Here is a 16,773-nt window from a genome sequence, read left to right as displayed (position 1 = left end):
CATGAGTTACCGGGAACTGATCGCCGAACTGGCACGCGAGCACGCGGAGGAATTCTCCGACGCGCTGCTCGAGTTGGGTGCGCTGTCCGTATCGGTCGAAGATGCGGACGCCGACACGCCCGACGAGCAGCCGCTGTTCGGCGAGCCCGGTCTCACGCCGGATCGCACGGCATGGCAGCGTTCGCGGGTGATTGCGCTGCTGGCGCCAGAACACGAGCCGGCGGTGCTGCTCACCGCGGCGGCCAATGAGGTGGGCCTGGAAACCGCACCGACGTTCACCGTGCGGGAAGTTGAAGAGCAGGATTGGGTGCGTCTCACGCAATCGCAATTCGATCCGATTCCGATCGGCGAGCGCATCTGGGTCGTGCCCTCGTGGCACGATGCGCCGGACCCCGACGCACTCGTGCTGGAACTCGATCCGGGTCTCGCCTTCGGCACCGGCAGCCATCCCACGACACGTTTGTGTATGGAATGGCTGGAGCAATCGGTGAAGGCGGAGCAATCCGTGCTCGACTACGGCTGCGGCTCGGGCATCCTCGCGATCCTTGCGAAGAAGTGCGGCGCCAATCCGGTGTACGGCATCGATATCGACCCGCAAGCGGTCGAATCGGCCCGCCACAACAGCGAGCGCAACCGGGCGGACGTCACGTACGGCTTGCCCGACGAATGCCCCACCGGCGAGTTCGATATCGTAGTCGCCAATATTCTGTCCAACCCGCTCAAGCTGATGGCGTCGATGCTGTCGTCGAAGGTCAAGCCGGGCGGCCGGATCGCGCTGTCAGGCATCCTCGCGCGCCAGGCCGACGAAGTGGCGCAGGTCTATGCACGCTGGGTCGACATCGGCGTATGGCGCGAACACGAAGGTTGGGTATGTCTCACGGGAATGCGCCGCGAAAGCCATTAGAATAAGGCGTATTGTCCAACCAACGGCCTCTCGGCTTACCGGCTCAATATGCTCCTGGCAACGCGTTGCCCCTTCTGCGAAACCGTCTTCCGCCTGCAACCGGCGCAGCTCGCGTTGCGCCGCGGCCTTGTGCGCTGCGGGCATTGCCATGAAGTATTCGACGCGTCGAGCAGCCTGTTCGAACTGAACGAGGACGGCGACTTCTCCACCGCCAAACCGGTCGCCGCAGCGGCGGCGATCGAGGCGTTGTCCGGTGTACGGCCCAAGGACCCCGATTTCAGCGCCGAAGCGTGGAACCCGTGGGCACCGGCGCCCGACACCGCGATCGACGACCGCCTGCTTCACAACGCGCGCAATCTGCCGCTTACGGCGGTGTCCACCGGTGCGGGTGTCGCGGTCACGCCGCGTCATGCTACCGAGCCGGAACTGCCGGCGAGCGCGTTCGCCACGCCACTTCCGCCCGACCACGAACCCACGCTTGCGGACACGCCACGCGAACCCTTCGCTCACGAGGCCGACGCGCCTGCTGACACCCCGCGCGAGCCTGTCGCCCAGTCGGCGGAAGCGCCTGCGGAGGCAGCGCCGCGGGTCTGGCACAAGACTGAGCGCCCTTCTGAACATCTTGCCGACGCCGACGAACCGGTTTTGCACGAGCCGGCCAGCTTGCATGGCATTCCTGACAATGAACCGCATTTTGGCGCGGCCGGCTTAGGCGCGGCCGGCTCCGGCGCGACCAGCGCGGGTGGCCTCGGCTCACGCGGCGGCAGCGGCTCTGACACCGGCGGCCCCGGTGGCCCCAGCACAGCCTCATTCGGATCGAGCGGCGAACCCTTCGCGGTCCACCCGGTGAATGACGGCGGCGATCCGTTCCAGGTGGTGCGTGAAACGCGCCCGGCCGAACCGCGCCGCCTCGGCTGGATCATCGCCGGCTCGGTGGTCGCTGCACTGCTGGTTATCGCCTTGCTCGCGCAACTCGCCTGGTGGCAGCGCGAAACCGTGCAGGTCGCCTTCCCGCGCTCGCAGACGCTCTATGTCAAAGCCTGCGCGCAGCTTGGCTGCCAGATCACGCCGCCGCACGACATCGACGGTTTGCAGGTCGAACCATCCGATCTGCGGCAGATCGACGGCCCGCACAAGCTCGAACTGAAGATGCCGCTGCGCAACCGCTTCAATATTGCGCTGGCCTACCCGGCCATCGAGCTCACGCTGCTCGACGACCAGAACAACGTCGCCGTGCGCCGCGTGCTGTGGCCGCAAGACTACGTCGCACCCGGCACGCCGATCGCGGCCGGCCTGCCGGCGCACACGACACAGACCATGATCGTTCACCTCGACACGGGCAACGCGGTCGCTTCCAATTTCCGCGTACAGATTTTTTATCCGTAACGCATCCTCGCGCGCCCGGTACTGACCGGGCGTATTCACCGTCAAACCTGACGAATTTTCGGAGCGCAACAACATGAGTCAAGTCACGCTGGGTGGCAACCCGATCGAAGTAGCCGGCAGTTTCCCGACCGTGGGCCAGAATGCCCCCGCCTTCTCGCTGGTGGGCAAGGATCTGAAGCCGGTATCGCTAGCCGACTTCGCCGGCAAGCGCAAGGTGCTCAATATCGTCCCGAGTCTCGACACGCCGACCTGCGCCACGTCGACCCGCAAGTTCAACGAAGCCGCAGCCAAGCTGACCAACACGGCCGTGATCGTCGTGTCGGGCGACCTGCCGTTCGCCGCGTCGCGCTTCTGCACGACCGAAGGCATCGAGAACGTCGTCACGGCGTCCACGTTCCGCGGCCATGAGTTCGCGCAAGCCTACGGCGTCGACGTGACGAGCGGCCCGCTGACGGGTCTGACGGCACGCGCCGTGGTGGTCGTCGACGAAAACGACAAGGTCGTGCACGCTGAGCTGGTCGGCGAAATCAAGAACGAACCGAACTACGACGCTGCACTCGCCGCGCTGAAGTAAAACCTTCGCGCGCGACACGCCGGCGCCGCGCTTCATGCGCGGCGCTGTCACATCGTCGCGCCCATTCCCTTTATCGATTTTTACAGGAACGCTCGCCTTGGATACGTTGATTTGCGGTTCGCTCGCCTACGACAACATCATGACCTTCGAAGGCCGCTTTCGGGATCACATCCTGCCGGAGCAGGTCCACATCCTGAACGTGAGCTTCCTCGTGCCGACGATGCGCCGCGAGTTCGGCGGCTGCGCGGGCAACATCGCCTACTCGCTGCATCTGCTCGGCGGCAACGCGCGCATCATGGGGTCGCTCGGCGCGATCGACGCGCAGCTCTACATGGACCGCTTCAAGCAGCTCGGCCTCTCGACGGAGAACGTGCTGGTGGTGCCGGACACCTATTCGGCCCAGGCGATGATCACCACCGACCTCGAAAACAATCAGATCACCGCGTTCCACCCGGGCGCGATGATGCAGTCGCATCTGAATCGCGCCGATCAGGCACGAGGGATCACGCTCGGCATCGTCGCCCCCGATGGCTACGACGGCATGATCCAGCATTCCGAGCATCTGGCAGCGGCCGGCGTGCCGTTTATCTTCGATCCAGGCCAAGGTTTGCCGCTGTTCGACGGTGAGTCGCTGCGCCGCATGATTGAACTTGCTACTTACGTAGCTGTCAACGATTACGAAGCCAAACTGGTGAGCAACAAAACGGGTTGGTCGATCGAAGAAATCGCCGGCAAGGTCGAGGCGCTGATTGTCACGCTCGGTGAGCAAGGCGCCCAGATCCATCACGCGGGCGGCGTCGAAGCGATTCCGGCGGTCAGGGCACAGCAGGTGCTCGATCCTACAGGCTGCGGCGACGCGTTCCGCGGCGGGTTGTTGTACGGTATCGAGAACAAGCTTGGCTGGGCCACCACCGGGCGTCTGGCGAGCCTGATGGGCGCGCTGAAGATCGAACACCAGGGGCCGCAAAACTACACGCCCAGCCGGGCGGAGATCAACGAACGGTTCAAGCAGGCGTTCGGATACGACCTGCCGTAATACCGCAAGCTATTGGAGTTAGGGAATGAGAACAACGAGTCGCCTGGTCGTGGCCGCCTTGATCGCCGGTTCACTGGCCATGTCGGGGTGTGCGTACAACAGCAGCTCTGCCGACGTCTACACGGCGTCGCAGGCACAGCGCGAAGAAACGGTCCGCATGGGTACGGTCGACAGCGTTCGCGCCGTCAAGATCAGTTCGAACAACGGCCAACCGAGCGGCTTGGGCGCGATCGGCGGCGGCGCCTTGGGTGCCGTGGCCGGCAGCGCGATTGGCGGCGGCCGCGGCTCGATCGTGACGGGCATCATCGGCGGTCTGGCCGGTGCGGTGGCCGGTAACGCGGTCGAAAACGGCGTCGCCGTGCACGACGGTCTCGAGATCACCGTGCGACTCGACAACGGCGACATGCGAGCAATCACGCAAAGCGCCACCGGCGAAATCTTCCGCGCCGGCGAGCGCGTCCGTCTGCTCTCCAGCGGCGGCGTCACGCGCGTCACACACTAAAAGTTTCCCCTCTCGCGCGGTCGCGCTTTACGCGCCGCCGCGGCGACCTCAAACGCATGCCCTCCCCTGTGCATGCGTTTTTTTCGCCTGCCGGTTTGGAAGTCGTTCGTTGAACCAGGCGCGTGTGCGAACGCCAAAAAAAATCCCGTCGCCAGAAACCCGGCAACGGGACCCTGACCGAGTAGCGCTCGGTCTTGCTGCTGCTTAAGCGCTACTCGATCATCGACACTTGGTACGGCGTGTCGAAGTACTTCAACAGCTTATTGGCCAATTACGGACGGCTGCCCGTCGGGAACGGCCATGCCGCTGCCGGGTTCAGCGCGGTCTTCACCGTCGCCGCCGGTGCGCTCGAGACAGAAGTCGCAGCGGGTGCAGGAGCCGCCTTCTTGGCGACAGCCTTCTTCGCAGGAGCAGCCTTCTTGGCAGGAGCAGCGGCCTTCTTCGCGGCAGCCTTCTTGGCAGGCGCAGCCTTTTTAGCAGCAGCCTTTTTCGCAGGCGCAGCTTTCTTGGCAGCAGCCTTCTTGGCAGCAGCCTTCTTAGCCGGTGCGGCCTTCTTTGCTGCGGCCTTCTTTGCCGGCGCTGCCTTCTTCGCTGCAACCTTCTTCACTGCCGCTTTCTTTGCCGGCGCCTTCTTTGCTGCAACCTTCTTCACTGCGACTTTCTTTGCAGCGACTTTCTTCGCCGGAGCAGCTTTCTTAGCAGCAACCTTCTTGGCCGGTGCTGCCTTCTTCGCTGCAACCTTCTTCGCTGCAACCTTCTTCACTGCGACTTTCTTTGCAGCGACTTTCTTCGCCGGAGCAGCCTTCTTAGCCGGCGCAGCCTTCTTTGCTACAACCTTCTTGGCCGCGGGTTTCTTAGCTGCCGCTTTCTTTGCAGTTGCCATCATTTTCTCCTTCAGGTTTTCAGATGAGAGTCAGTTCAAACTACACCCTTCGTCAAAACCCGCTTCCCGCGGACGCTTCTCAGGGCGCGCGCTACGAAGCGGGCTATTCATCGGCGTACGCAGGTGCTGCGCGCTTACGCTAATGAATGCGGTAAGGCGCGCCGTGCCCTTGGGCACCGCGCGCCAGATCTGGTCGGCGCTGCATTGCAACGCCGGCAATTGCTTGATCGGGCCGCTGGCGACGACGCCAGCGGCTTTTTCCGGGGGAAGTTTGCCCATCCCACTGAAGGGTTCGCAAAGTGCCAGCCATGTTTGTGGGCCGCGAAGGCACGCGGCGCACCGGGCACAATTTGCATCAGGCGGTTCTGCTCCTAACTAAATTGCCGCGGCCGAAGCTCGACGGCATCCCCAAAATGAATGCATCTGCGACACGAACCCGGATCACTCCCAGGTCAGCGCGCCGCCAGTCTGATATTCGATCACTCGCGTCTCGAAGAAGTTGCGTTCCTTCTTCAGGTCGATCATCTCGCTCATCCACGGGAACGGGTTTTCCTCGTTCGGGTACAGCGGATCGAGACCGATCTGCTGGCAACGGCGGTTGCAGATGAAGCGCAGATAGCTCTTGAACATCGACGCATTCAGGCCGAGCACCCCGCGCGGCATCGTGTCTTCTGCGTAACGATATTCAAGTTCGACCGCTTGCTGGAAGATCTCGCGGATTTCCGCGCGGAACTCAGCCGTCCAGAGTTGCGGGTTTTCGAGTTTGATCTGGTTGATCAGGTCGATGCCGAAGTTGCAGTGCATCGACTCGTCGCGCAGGATGTATTGGTACTGTTCCGCCGCGCCGGTCATCTTGTTCTGACGGCCGAGCGCCAGGATTTGCGTAAAGCCGACGTAGAAGAACAGGCCTTCCATCACACAGGCGAACACGATCAGCGAGCGCAGCAGGGTCTGGTCTGCCTCGAGCGTACCCGTCTTGAAGGCCGGGTCGGTCAGCACGTGGATGTACGGAATCAGGAATTCGTCTTTCGCGCGGATCGAGGAGACCTCGTGGTACGCGTTGAAGATTTCGCCTTCGTCGAGGCCCAGCGATTCGACGATGTACTGGTAAGCGTGCGTGTGGATCGCCTCTTCGAACGCCTGGCGCAGCAGGAACTGGCGGCATTCGGGCGCCGTGATATGGCGGTAGGTGCCCAGCACGATGTTGTTGGCGGCGAGCGAATCCGCCGTCACGAAGAAGCCCAGGTTGCGTTTGACGATGCGGCGCTCGTCTTCGGTCAGACCGTTCGGGTCCTTCCAGAGGGCGATGTCGCGTGACATGTTCACTTCTTGCGGCATCCAGTGGTTGGCGCAACCCGCCAGATACTTTTCCCAGGCCCACTTGTATTTGAACGGCACCAACTGATTGACGTCGGTCTGGCCGTTGATGATGCGCTTGTCGGCGACATTGACCCGCGCTTCGGAAGCGGCAGCCGCTCCGTCAGAGTGAGAGCCGGAAACAACGGGAGCGACAGCGATGCCGTTCGCGAAGATGTCTTGAGCCGAGGGAGCGTGAGGAGCGGAACGCGTTCCGACTTGCGAACCGACAGCCGATCCCGCAGCGTTGCGCAACACATTCTGTTGCGTAGCGCTCGAGGGAGTTACGGCAGTGATCTCGTCATCCCAGTTGAGCATAAATGTCACCATCAATTTAGAACGGTTTGTACCATCTTTTCACGAGCGATAAAAGAGTTCGCTGATGAAAAATCCTGTTTTCGATTCGCGTTGCTACGTTCATACAACACTTTGTTCAACAGACTGTGTGTGTCGCCTCAAGTGAAGCGTGTTGAACGTGTGTCGTCGAGGTGCTTCGCGAGCTCGAAGAGCAATGTGTCGAAGCGACGTTTCGCTGCTCTATCTATCTGTATTGCGGAGTGTGCTTGCAGCGTTTTGCGAGTGCTTCCTGCTGCCTCGCCGACGTGACGGTTGCCTCGTGATTGCCTCGCGGTTGCTTCTTCCTCAGTGCTAGCGAGGTGAGGTTCAACGCAATGCCGGGCGATGCATCGGGCCGGCTGAGTCGATCGACCATCGGCCGGAGCGTTTGCTGAGCGCTTCATGTCGAGCGCTTCGTCTGTGCCGCCGACTGCTGACTGCTTCGTCTACTGCTTGCTTACCGCTTCACGACTTCAGTTGCTTGCCGTGCTTCGCTGCTTTTCGACGAGCGGCGCAACGTCGATTTCGTTTCGCCGCGCCGCTCGTCTACTTCACTTCTGCATCACTTCCGTCAGGCTTGCTGATCGCTGCATGCAGGTCTTTACCTACACCTACCGACAACCCGTTTAGCAAGCAGCGATCCTGCTGCCTCCTTCGCTCTCGCCTGGCGATTGCCAGGCAATTGCCAGGCGCTTACTGGCAAGCCTCGCATTCGTCGAAACCCGGATCGCCCGGACGCATCATGCACACCGGACCATCCGCTTCCGGTGCTGCTTCGACTGCAACTGCCGGTGCTGCCGCCGCGACCTGGATGCCGCCCGAAGCTGAACCACCGCTCGCGCCGAAGCCGCCTGCCGCGCCACCGCCGACTCCACCCGCGCCGCCCGAGCCTTCGCCACCACCCGAGCTCACCGCGTTCAGCGCGCCGTGCGCCACCGTCGACTTCTCGACGTGCGTCGCCGCCATCGTGCGGAGGTAGTAGGTCGTCTTCAGGCCACGCACCCATGCGAGCTTGTAGATTTCGTCGAGCTTCTTACCCGAGGCGCCGCCCATGTAGATGTTCAGCGACTGGGCCTGGTCGATCCACTTCTGACGACGCGAAGCCGCTTCGACCAGCCACACCGGATCGAGTTCGAACGCGGTCGCGTAGATCGCGCGGAGGTCGGCCGGGATGCGGTCGATGCGCGAGAGCGTGCCGTCGAAGTACTTCAGGTCGGCGACCATCACTTCGTCCCACAGACCGCGTTCCTTCAGGTCGCGCACCAGGTAGTCGTTGACCACCGTGAATTCGCCCGACAGATTCGACTTCACATACAGGTTCTGGAACGTCGGTTCGATACAGGCCGACACCCCGATGATGTTCGAGATCGTCGCCGTCGGCGCGATCGCGACGCAGTTCGAGTTGCGCATGCCGTAGGTGGCGATACGCGAACGCAGTTCGGTCCAGTCCATCGATTCGCTCGAATCGACTTCCACATAACCGCCACGCGCTTCGGCCAGCAGCTTCACCGAGTCTTGCGGGAGGATGCCGCGATCCCACAGCGAGCCGCGGTAGCTGGAGTAACGGCCGCGTTCCTGCGCCAGTTCCGTCGACGCGTAGTAGGCGTAGTAGCAGACCGCTTCCATCGACGTGTCGGCGAACGCGACAGCCTCTTGCGACGCGTACGGCGTGCGCAGCAGGTGCAGGCAGTCCTGGAAGCCCATGATGCCCATGCCGACCGGACGGTGCTTCAGGTTCGAGTTACGCGCCTTGGCCACCGCGTAGTAGTTGATGTCGATCACGTTGTCGAGCATGCGCATCGCCACGCTGACGGTGCGCTTCAGCTTGTCGTGGTCGAGCGCCAGGGTGCCGTCGGCCTGTTCCTTCAGGTGGGCGACGAGGTTCACCGAGCCCAGGTTGCAGACTGCGATTTCGGCGTCGCTGGTGTTCAGGGTGATTTCCGTGCACAGGTTCGACGAGTGGACGACGCCGACGTGCTGTTGCGGCGAGCGCACGTTGCACGGATCCTTGAACGTGATCCACGGATGGCCGGTTTCGAACAGCATGCCCAGCATCTTGCGCCACAGTTGCGCCGCCGGAAGCTTCTTGAACAGCTTGATCTCGCCGCGCGCGACCTTGTCTTCGTAAGACGTGTAAGCCGTTTCGAATTCCGCGCCGAACTTGTCATGCAGATCCGGGCAGGTGGACGGCGAGAACAGCGTCCAGTCGCCCCCTTCCATCACACGCTTCATGAACAGGTCGGGAATCCAGTTCGCCGTGTTCATGTCGTGGGTGCGGCGACGGTCGTCGCCCGTGTTCTTACGCAGCTCGAGGAATTCTTCGATGTCCAGGTGCCACGTTTCCAGGTACGCGCAGACCGCGCCCTTGCGCTTGCCACCCTGGTTGACCGCCACCGCCGTGTCGTTGACGACCTTCAGGAACGGCACCACGCCTTGCGACTTGCCGTTGGTGCCCTTGATGTGCGAACCGAGCGCACGCACACGCGTCCAATCGTTGCCCAGACCGCCGGCGAATTTCGACAGCAGCGCGTTTTCCTTCAGCGCTTCGTAGATGCCGTCGAGGTCATCGTCCACCGTGGTCAGGTAGCACGACGACAGTTGCGAGCGGCGCGTGCCCGAGTTGAACAGCGTCGGCGTGGACGACATGAAGTCGAAGGTCGACAGCACGTTGTAAAACTCGATCGCGCGCGCTTCACGGTCGATCTCGTTCAGCGACAGACCCATTGCCACACGCATAAAGAATGCCTGCGGCATTTCGATGCGCACACCGTCGTGATGCAGGAAGTAGCGGTCGTACAGCGTTTGCAGGCCTAGGTAGCCGAATTGCAGGTCGCGGCTGTTGTCGAGTGCCGCGCCGAGGCGCTTCAGGTCGAACTGCAGTAGCTTGTCGTCGAGCAGTTCGGCTTGCACGCCGCGCTTGATGAATTGCGGGAAGTACTCGGCGTAGCGGTCGGCCATTTCCGTTTGCGTGACTTCCTCTTCGAGGATTTCGCGGCGGATCGTGTGCAGCAGAATGCGTGCGGTGACCTGGCTGTAGGCCGGGTCTTTTTCGATCATCGTGCGGGCAGCCAGGATTGCCGAGTCGTAGACCTGGCTCATCGGCACGCCGTCGTACAGATTCTTGACCGTTTCCGCGATGATCGGATCGGCGCTCACGACCTCGCCCAGGTTCGAGCAAGCCAACTCGATGACGCCGCGCAGCGCTGCCATATCGAGCGGACGCGTCACGCCGTTATCGGTGACGTTCAGACCCGGCGTGCTGGCGACAATCTGGTCGTCATGACCGCGCGCCTGAGTGCGCTTCTCGCGATACAGCACGTACGCACGCGCGACGTTGTGTTCGCCGCCGCGCATCAGCGCGAGTTCGACCTGATCCTGGATGTCTTCAATATGGAACGTGCCGCCGTTCGGACGGCTGCGCACGAGTGCGCGCACCACGCTCTGCGTGAGTTGCTCGACCAGTTCGCGCACGCGTGCCGACGCCGCGCCTTGACCACCGTTGACGGCCAGAAATGCCTTCGTCACGGCGATGGCGATTTTCGACGGTTCGAACGACACCACGCTGCCGTTACGGCGGATCACCTTGTAGTCGGCGTAGGTCACTTGCGGCGCGAGCGGCTGGGCGCCTTGTGCCTGGCTGAAGGCCTGGCCAGTCGGTGAGCCCTCGTACCGGGTCGTCGAGTTGTCGGTGGTTTGCATGTGCAAAGCTCCTGGTCTTGGAAATGTTGCGGAGAAAGCCGCGGATTAAAACGAACGCTGCGCCGCCGCGTGCGCAAGCGATGGGGTGCAGGAAAACGGCTGGCTCGCCTGGGTGGCGGGATGCGACAGCGATGAAGCCTGGTTCGAATTGATAACGGTCTTCATCATGTGTATCGCGATCACTTTCTGGCCCTTTTCCTGAATGTTTCTGGACGTTGCCGGTTCCCGCTACCGGCACCGCCGCAGGAATTTTTTCGCTGCCCGGAATGCCTGCGGCGCCATGCTCGGAGAGTGGGCGCCGCCGACTTATGCACCCAGTTGTGCACTCAGTTATTCACATGGTTATGCACAGAGCAACACAAGATATAGTGCAAAACTGAATTTCAGGCACCAAGTATAGTGTAGTTTCAAGACAGGTCAAATCGATTTATTTGCTTTCGAAGGCTTGACATTTGCATCGCGCGGCGCGAACGCAGCGCGATGCCGACTCCCCGGAGAACAAGGCAGCGCCTTGTTCTCCTCGCATCACGCGAAGTCGCACGCAGGGTCGTTACGGCGTTTTGGAAAACTTGAGATAGGGGAAGTACTGATCCGCCAACGCGGTGTCGCGCTGCAGACGTTGCCACTCGAAATGGGGCCCTGGGTCGGTCTTGCGGCCGGGGGCAATGTCCGAGTGACCGGCAAGCCCTTCGACCGGATAACGCGCCTTGAGCGCCGTCACCAGTGCGCCGAGCGTGCGGTATTGCGCCGCTTCGAAAGCAGTTGCGTCACTGCCCTCCAGCTCGATGCCAATCGAGAAATCGTTGCAGCGCTCGCGGCCGAAAAAATTCGATGGGCCGGCGTGCCATGCGCGCTCGTTGCAGGACACGAATTGCTCGAGCGCGCCGTCGCGATGGATCACGAAGTGCGCCGAGACCCGCACGCCGCGCAGATGCTTGTCGTAGTACGGGTGGGCGTCGCAGTCGAGTGTGTTCAGGAACAGTTCGGCGATCGCCGTGCCACCGAACTCATTGGGCGGCAGGCTGATGTTGTGCACGACGATCAGCGTGGGCACCGCGCCTTCGGGTCGTGCTTCGAAATTCGGCGATGGCAGTTTGCGTGCGGTGCTCACCCAACCGTCGGCGTCGACGGTAAACGCGACGCTCATCGGGCGTCGCGCCCCGAAGGACGCGCGCCATGACGCTGCGCGTGCGCGGCGCTGCAGAACGCCTGCCCCGCCACCACCACGGAATCGCTCTTCGGCGCGTGCACGCCGCACTCCGCACAGCGGATCATCGGTTCGGCGAGCTGCGGCTGCGCTTGCGGCGCATTCGGCCCACGCGCCGCGCCGTTCGGGCCTTTTGCACCACTGGCACCACTGGCACCGGCGGCGCCATTCGCGCCAGCGCCCGTGCGCTGCGACGCTTGCGCGTCATGACGACGCAGCGCCTTGACCAGCCATTGGCCGACGATGAACAACAGGATCAACAGAAAAATTTGTCGCATGGCAGAACACTCACACTACAGCGCGGTGCAACAGCACCTCGAATACGAAACGACTGCCGACGTACGCCAGCAGCAGCGCGACGAACGACGCCAGCACCCAGCGCAATGCCGCACGGCCGCGCCAGCCGGACACCTTGCGCGCGGTCAGCAGCGCGCCGAACATCACCCAGGAAAGAATCGCGAAGACAGTCTTGTGATCGAGCCGCAATGCGCGATCGACCAGTTGCTCGCTGAACAGGATGCCCGACACCAGCGTGAGCGTAAGCAGCACGAACCCGGCGCCGATCAGACGGAACAGCAACTTTTCTAAAGTGAGCAGCGGCGGCAGCGTATCGAGCCAGCTCGACAGCCAGCCGTTGCCCGCCGCAGCCGCATTCCGTTGCGACATGCCACCGCGCATGGCGTGCAGACGCCGCTCGACCATCAGCATCAGAATCGCGTGCAGCGCCGCGATCGCGAACAAACCGTACGCGATATTGGCGATCAGGAAATGCAGCTTGAACATCGGCGCGGCCGAATACGGCAGCACGCGCACACCATTGAATGCCAGCGGTAATAAAGAAGCGACGCAGGCGAGCGGCAACACCAGCAGACGCAGGCCGTCTAGCGGAAAGAAAAAACTTTCGATCCAGTAGATGCCGGCGCCGAGCCAGAACATCGCCGACAGCGCGAACGCGAAACCGAACACCATCGCGTTCTGAGGAAAGATGGTGGTATGCAGCAGCACGCCGTGCGCCAGCAGCGCGACAAACAGCAGCGCGCGGCCCGAGCTGCTCATGCCGGAAGCAACCGACGAACCCGATGCGCCCGGCCTGCCCGCGGCGACGGGCACCGCCGGCACGCTCTCAAGCATGGGGCGCACGGCGGTGTGCCGGTGCGAGCGCCAGCCGGCCACGGCGAGACCGCCGTAGAGGAGCGCAGTGAGGGCATACAGTACAATATCCATATTCGAAGTTTACACTAGGCCCCTGCTCCGCGACGTCTCCCGCATCGCGCCCCGCTCCGGCCGCACTGTTCATCGCACCCCATGCTCGACAATCTGACTCAACGGATGGCGCGCGTCGTCAAGACACTGCGCGGCGAAGCCCGGCTCACCGAGGCGAACACCCAGGAAATGCTGCGCGAAGTGCGCTTGGCGCTTCTCGAGGCGGACGTGGCACTGCCCGTCGTGCGCGAATTCATCGCCAAGGTGAAAGAAAAAGCGCTTGGCGAAGAGGTGATCAGCAGCCTGTCGCCAGGTCAGGCGCTGGTCGGCGTGGTGCAGCGCGAGCTGACCGCGATCATCGGCGGCGACTATGAAGGCAAGGCGGTCGAACTGAATCTCGCCGTCACGCCGCCAGCCGTCATTCTGATGGCGGGTCTGCAAGGCGCCGGTAAGACCACCACGGTCGGCAAGCTCGCCAAGCTTCTGCGCGAAAAGTACAAGAAGAAGGTCTTGACCGTCTCGTGCGACGTTTACCGCCCGGCTGCAATCGCGCAGTTGAAGATGGTGACCGAGCAGGTCGGTGCCGACTTCTTCCCGTCGGAACCCGATCAGAAGCCGGTCGATATCGCGATCGCCGCAGTCGATTGGGCCAAGCGCCACTATCACGACGTGCTGCTGGTCGACACGGCCGGCCGTCTGGGTATCGACGAAGCGATGATGCAGGAAATCACCGCGCTGCACAGCACGCTGAAACCGGCGGAAACGCTGTTCGTCGTCGACGCCATGCTCGGTCAGGACGCGGTCAACACGGCGAAGGCCTTTAGCGACGCATTGCCGCTCACCGGCGTGGTCCTCACCAAGCTCGACGGCGACTCGCGCGGCGGCGCTGCGCTCTCCGTGCGCCACGTGACGGGCAAGCCGATCAAGTTCGTCGGAGTCGCCGAAAAGCTCGACGGCCTCGAAATTTTCTATCCGGATCGCATGGCGAACCGGATTCTCGGCATGGGCGACATTCTCGCCCTCGTCGAAGAAGCACAGCGCGGCGTGGACGTTCAGGCCGCGCAGAAGCTCGCCGACAAGGTCAAGAAAGGCGGCGACTTCGACCTCAACGATTTCCGCGCGCAACTCACGCAAATGAAGGGCATGGGCGGCCTGTCGTCGCTGATGGACAAACTGCCGGCCCAGTTCCAGCAAGCTGCCGCCGGCGCCGACATGGGCCAGGCCGAAAAGCAGATGCGCCGCATGGAAGGCATCATCAATTCGATGACACCGCTGGAGCGCGCGAAGCCCGATCTGATCAAGGCCACCCGCAAACGCCGCATTGCCGCCGGCGCGGGCGTGCAGGTGCAGGAAGTCAACCGCATGCTGAATCAGTACGACCAGATGCGCACGATGATGAAAAAGCTGAAGGGCGGCAATCTGCAGAAGATGATGCGCGGCATGAAGGGCATGATGCCCGGCATGCGCTAAGCTCTAGCAAGACGGCGGCGCGCGTGCTTCCGTGCATGAACAACGGCACGCGCGGCTGACTCCGGATTTATGCGGGTTTATTCTGTACCGCACACCGCCGCTCTCACTCACACTATGTATACAGTTACCGCCCGTCAGACGTCATGAACCGCGAAGAAGCTCTCCACATTTTTAGCCACTCCGAAGAAATCGTTTCGGCCGATGACGTCAACGCGTCGATCAGCGGCATGGCTACCGCTATCCGCAATGAGATGAGCGAGGACTTTCCGCTCGTGCTGTCGGTGATGGGCGGCGCGGCGGTGTTCACCGGCATGCTGCTGCCGCACCTCGATTTCCCGCTCGAGTTCGACTACATCCACCTGACCCGCTATCGCAACACCACCAAAGGCGGCAATGAGATGCAGTGGCGCGTGGCGCCGGCCGAGTCGGTGAAGGATCGCGTCGTGCTGGTGCTCGACGACATTCTCGACGAAGGCGAGACGATGGCCGCGATCCGCGACCGTATCCTCGCCATGGGCGCGAAGCGCTTCCTGAGCGCCGTGCTGTGCGAGAAGATCATCCCGAAGGCGAAGCCACTGCGCCCGGATTACTGTGGTTTCGAAGTGCCGGACCGCTACGTGTTCGGCTGCGGGATGGACGCCAAGGGCTACTGGCGCAACCTGCAGACTATTCGTGCGCTGACCGAGGGCGCTTAAAGCCTGGCTACTTCAGTGCCGCCCTTGTCGGCGCGCATCGACGTAAAAAAAGCGGCCCGCGGGCCTAATGCCGTTCAGTTAAGCAACTGAACGGCATTTTTGTTTGACCCAAACAAACCGGTTGTAAACAGCGGACGGCGATGTTAACTTGCATCGCCATGCTTGCCGACGACCTCACCTATCTTGTCGAATCGCAGCAGCCTGTCGATCTGAACCGGCTGGGCGAGCATCCGCCCTACGATTGGATCGAGGATGCGGTCCAGGCGACCGGTGTGGCCAGTATTCGTCGGCGACGTTTGCCGGCGCAGCAGGTGGTGTGGCTGGTCATCGCACTGGCGCTGTACCGTCATCAGTCGATCAGCGAGGTCGTGGACGAGCTTGATCTCGCCTTACCTGCACGCGACGCGTCATTTGTCAGCAAAAGCGCGGTGGCTCAGGCACGACAGCGCATCGGAGCCGCGCCTCTGGCCTGGCTGTTTCGCGAATCGGCCCGCAACTGGGTCGCTCAGGATCAGGCGCAATATCAGTTCAAAGGATTCTCGCTGTTCGCCCTGGACGGCACGACGTTGCGCACGCCCGACAGCGCGGCCAACCGAGATCATTTCGGTGCCCCGGCGTGCGTGCACGACCGGGTGGGAAGTTATCCCCAGCTGCGCGCAGTGACGCTCACCGCCATTCCCACGCACCTGGTGCGCGACGTCGAGTTCGGCCCCTACGGCATCAACGAGATGCTATCGGCTGGCAAACTCATCCCTCGCGTACCTGAGAACTCCATCACAGTGTTCGACAAAGGGTTTCTGTCGGCACAGATCCTGTGCAATCTGGTCGCAGGCGGCCAGAATCGGCATTTCATCATTCCCGCCAAATCCAATACGTGCTGGGACGTGGTGGCAGGTCAACCCGGCGACCAGATGGTACGCATGCGTGTGTCGCCCCAGGCCCGAAAAAAATGTCCCGGATTGCCTGAGTTCTGGCAGGCACGCGCGATTCTGAGCGTTGACGCACGCGGGCGTCAACGCATCCTGCTGAGCTCGCTGACCGACAGAAGACGCTTCAAACCGGCCGATATCGTTTCGTGTTACGAACGCCGCTGGCAAATCGAGACCAGCTATCACGCGCTGAAGCAGTCGATGCTGGGCATGGAGCTGACCCTTCGTAGCCAGACCGTGGAAGGGATCTACCAGGAAGTGTGGGGGAGCCTGATCGCCTACAACCTGATTCGACTGGAGATGGCCAAAGCCGCACTTGAGGCCCGGTGTGCGCCAGAAGCGTTGAGCTTTATTCGCGCGTTCCACATGTTCCAGTATGAAATGACATGGGCGGCAGCGACACACTCGTACGGCAAGCTCCCCGCCTTGCTCAAGCGTTTGCGTGAACGCCTAAAGCAACTTCCCAACGAAAAACGGCCCGGGCGCAGGTGCGCTCGGGCCGTTAAATCCAGACCTTTCCGTTACACCGTTCGATACCTGAAAAAGAACCTTAACTGAACGGCATTACGGCTTGAGTTCGTTTTTTTGTTTGC

Annotated in this window: 15 protein-coding genes and 1 pseudogene; 8 read left to right on the top strand and 8 right to left on the bottom strand. The window is 62.2% G+C overall.

Annotated elements, in window-relative coordinates:
• The first annotated feature begins 1 nt into the window (after position 1).
• From prmA to B0G76_RS01310, 5 genes are all read left to right on the top strand, one after another.
• Positions 2-904, top strand: coding sequence for a 50S ribosomal protein L11 methyltransferase (prmA, locus tag B0G76_RS01330; protein WP_120289471.1), 903 nt, complete (start codon positions 2-4; stop codon positions 902-904).
• A 48-nt stretch (positions 905-952) separates the two neighbouring features.
• Complete coding sequence (locus tag B0G76_RS01325) at positions 953-2,290, top strand: zinc-ribbon and DUF3426 domain-containing protein (protein ID WP_120289469.1); 1,338 nt, start codon at positions 953-955, stop codon at positions 2,288-2,290.
• A gap of 73 nt (positions 2,291-2,363) precedes the next feature.
• Entirely contained in the window at positions 2,364-2,864 is a 501-nt protein-coding gene (gene tpx / locus B0G76_RS01320) for a thiol peroxidase (RefSeq protein ID WP_120289467.1), read from the top strand.
• 97 nt (positions 2,865-2,961) lie between these two features.
• On the top strand, positions 2,962-3,900 hold the full coding sequence (locus B0G76_RS01315; protein ID WP_120289465.1) for a carbohydrate kinase family protein: 939 nt from the start codon (positions 2,962-2,964) through the stop codon (positions 3,898-3,900).
• A gap of 25 nt (positions 3,901-3,925) precedes the next feature.
• Complete coding sequence (locus tag B0G76_RS01310) at positions 3,926-4,402, top strand: glycine zipper 2TM domain-containing protein (RefSeq protein WP_054040737.1); 477 nt, start codon at positions 3,926-3,928, stop codon at positions 4,400-4,402.
• 271 nt (positions 4,403-4,673) lie between these two features.
• On the opposite strand, the gene B0G76_RS01305 is transcribed toward B0G76_RS01310, so the two are convergent.
• The 8 genes and pseudogenes from B0G76_RS01305 to B0G76_RS01275 all read right to left on the bottom strand — a co-directional run bounded on the left by B0G76_RS01305 (position 4,674) and on the right by B0G76_RS01275 (position 13,107).
• Positions 4,674-5,285, bottom strand: a complete 612-nt coding sequence (locus B0G76_RS01305) for a histone H1-like DNA-binding protein (RefSeq protein WP_120296128.1) — start codon at positions 5,283-5,285, stop codon at positions 4,674-4,676.
• A 30-nt stretch (positions 5,286-5,315) separates the two neighbouring features.
• Positions 5,316-5,641: pseudogene (locus B0G76_RS01300) on the bottom strand (hypothetical protein).
• 85 nt (positions 5,642-5,726) lie between these two features.
• Positions 5,727-6,959: a ribonucleotide-diphosphate reductase subunit beta gene (locus B0G76_RS01295; RefSeq protein WP_120289463.1), complete on the bottom strand. Its 1,233-nt coding sequence runs from the start codon at positions 6,957-6,959 to the stop codon at positions 5,727-5,729.
• 711 nt (positions 6,960-7,670) lie between these two features.
• Positions 7,671-10,676 (bottom strand): ribonucleoside-diphosphate reductase subunit alpha, encoded by a 3,006-nt coding sequence (locus B0G76_RS01290; RefSeq protein ID WP_120289461.1) that lies wholly within the window; start codon positions 10,674-10,676, stop codon positions 7,671-7,673.
• Between the two features lie 45 nt (positions 10,677-10,721).
• Entirely contained in the window at positions 10,722-10,844 is a 123-nt protein-coding gene (locus B0G76_RS43435) for a hypothetical protein (protein ID WP_259460482.1), read from the bottom strand.
• A 382-nt stretch (positions 10,845-11,226) separates the two neighbouring features.
• A complete protein-coding gene (gene ampD / locus B0G76_RS01285; RefSeq protein WP_120289459.1) occupies positions 11,227-11,823 on the bottom strand; it encodes a 1,6-anhydro-N-acetylmuramyl-L-alanine amidase AmpD in 597 nt (198 codons plus the stop codon).
• Positions 11,820-12,161: a PP0621 family protein gene (locus B0G76_RS01280; RefSeq protein WP_120289457.1), complete on the bottom strand. Its 342-nt coding sequence runs from the start codon at positions 12,159-12,161 to the stop codon at positions 11,820-11,822. Before B0G76_RS01280 ends, ampD begins: the two co-directional genes overlap by 4 nt.
• Positions 12,162-12,171: 10 nt before the next feature.
• Positions 12,172-13,107 carry an inner membrane protein YpjD gene (locus B0G76_RS01275; protein ID WP_120289455.1) on the bottom strand — a complete coding sequence of 312 codons (936 nt, stop codon included), beginning with the start codon at positions 13,105-13,107 and terminating at the stop codon, positions 12,172-12,174.
• An 81-nt stretch (positions 13,108-13,188) separates the two neighbouring features.
• Between B0G76_RS01275 and ffh the strand changes: the two genes are divergently transcribed.
• From ffh to B0G76_RS01260, 3 genes are all read left to right on the top strand, one after another.
• Complete coding sequence (gene ffh, locus B0G76_RS01270; RefSeq protein ID WP_120289453.1) at positions 13,189-14,556, top strand: signal recognition particle protein; 1,368 nt, start codon at positions 13,189-13,191, stop codon at positions 14,554-14,556.
• Positions 14,557-14,699: 143 nt separating this feature from the next.
• Positions 14,700-15,251: a hypoxanthine-guanine phosphoribosyltransferase gene (locus tag B0G76_RS01265; protein ID WP_120289451.1), complete on the top strand. Its 552-nt coding sequence runs from the start codon at positions 14,700-14,702 to the stop codon at positions 15,249-15,251.
• 158 nt (positions 15,252-15,409) lie between these two features.
• Positions 15,410-16,738, top strand: coding sequence for an IS4 family transposase (locus B0G76_RS01260; protein ID WP_120289449.1), 1,329 nt, complete (start codon positions 15,410-15,412; stop codon positions 16,736-16,738).
• Positions 16,739-16,773 lie beyond the last annotated feature (35 nt).

This window comes from Paraburkholderia sp. BL23I1N1 (assembly GCF_003610295.1).
Classification (GTDB): Bacteria; Pseudomonadota; Gammaproteobacteria; order Burkholderiales; family Burkholderiaceae; genus Paraburkholderia.
The sequence above is the reverse complement of the archived record's forward strand: the minus strand, read 5'-3'. Positions and strand labels throughout refer to the sequence as shown.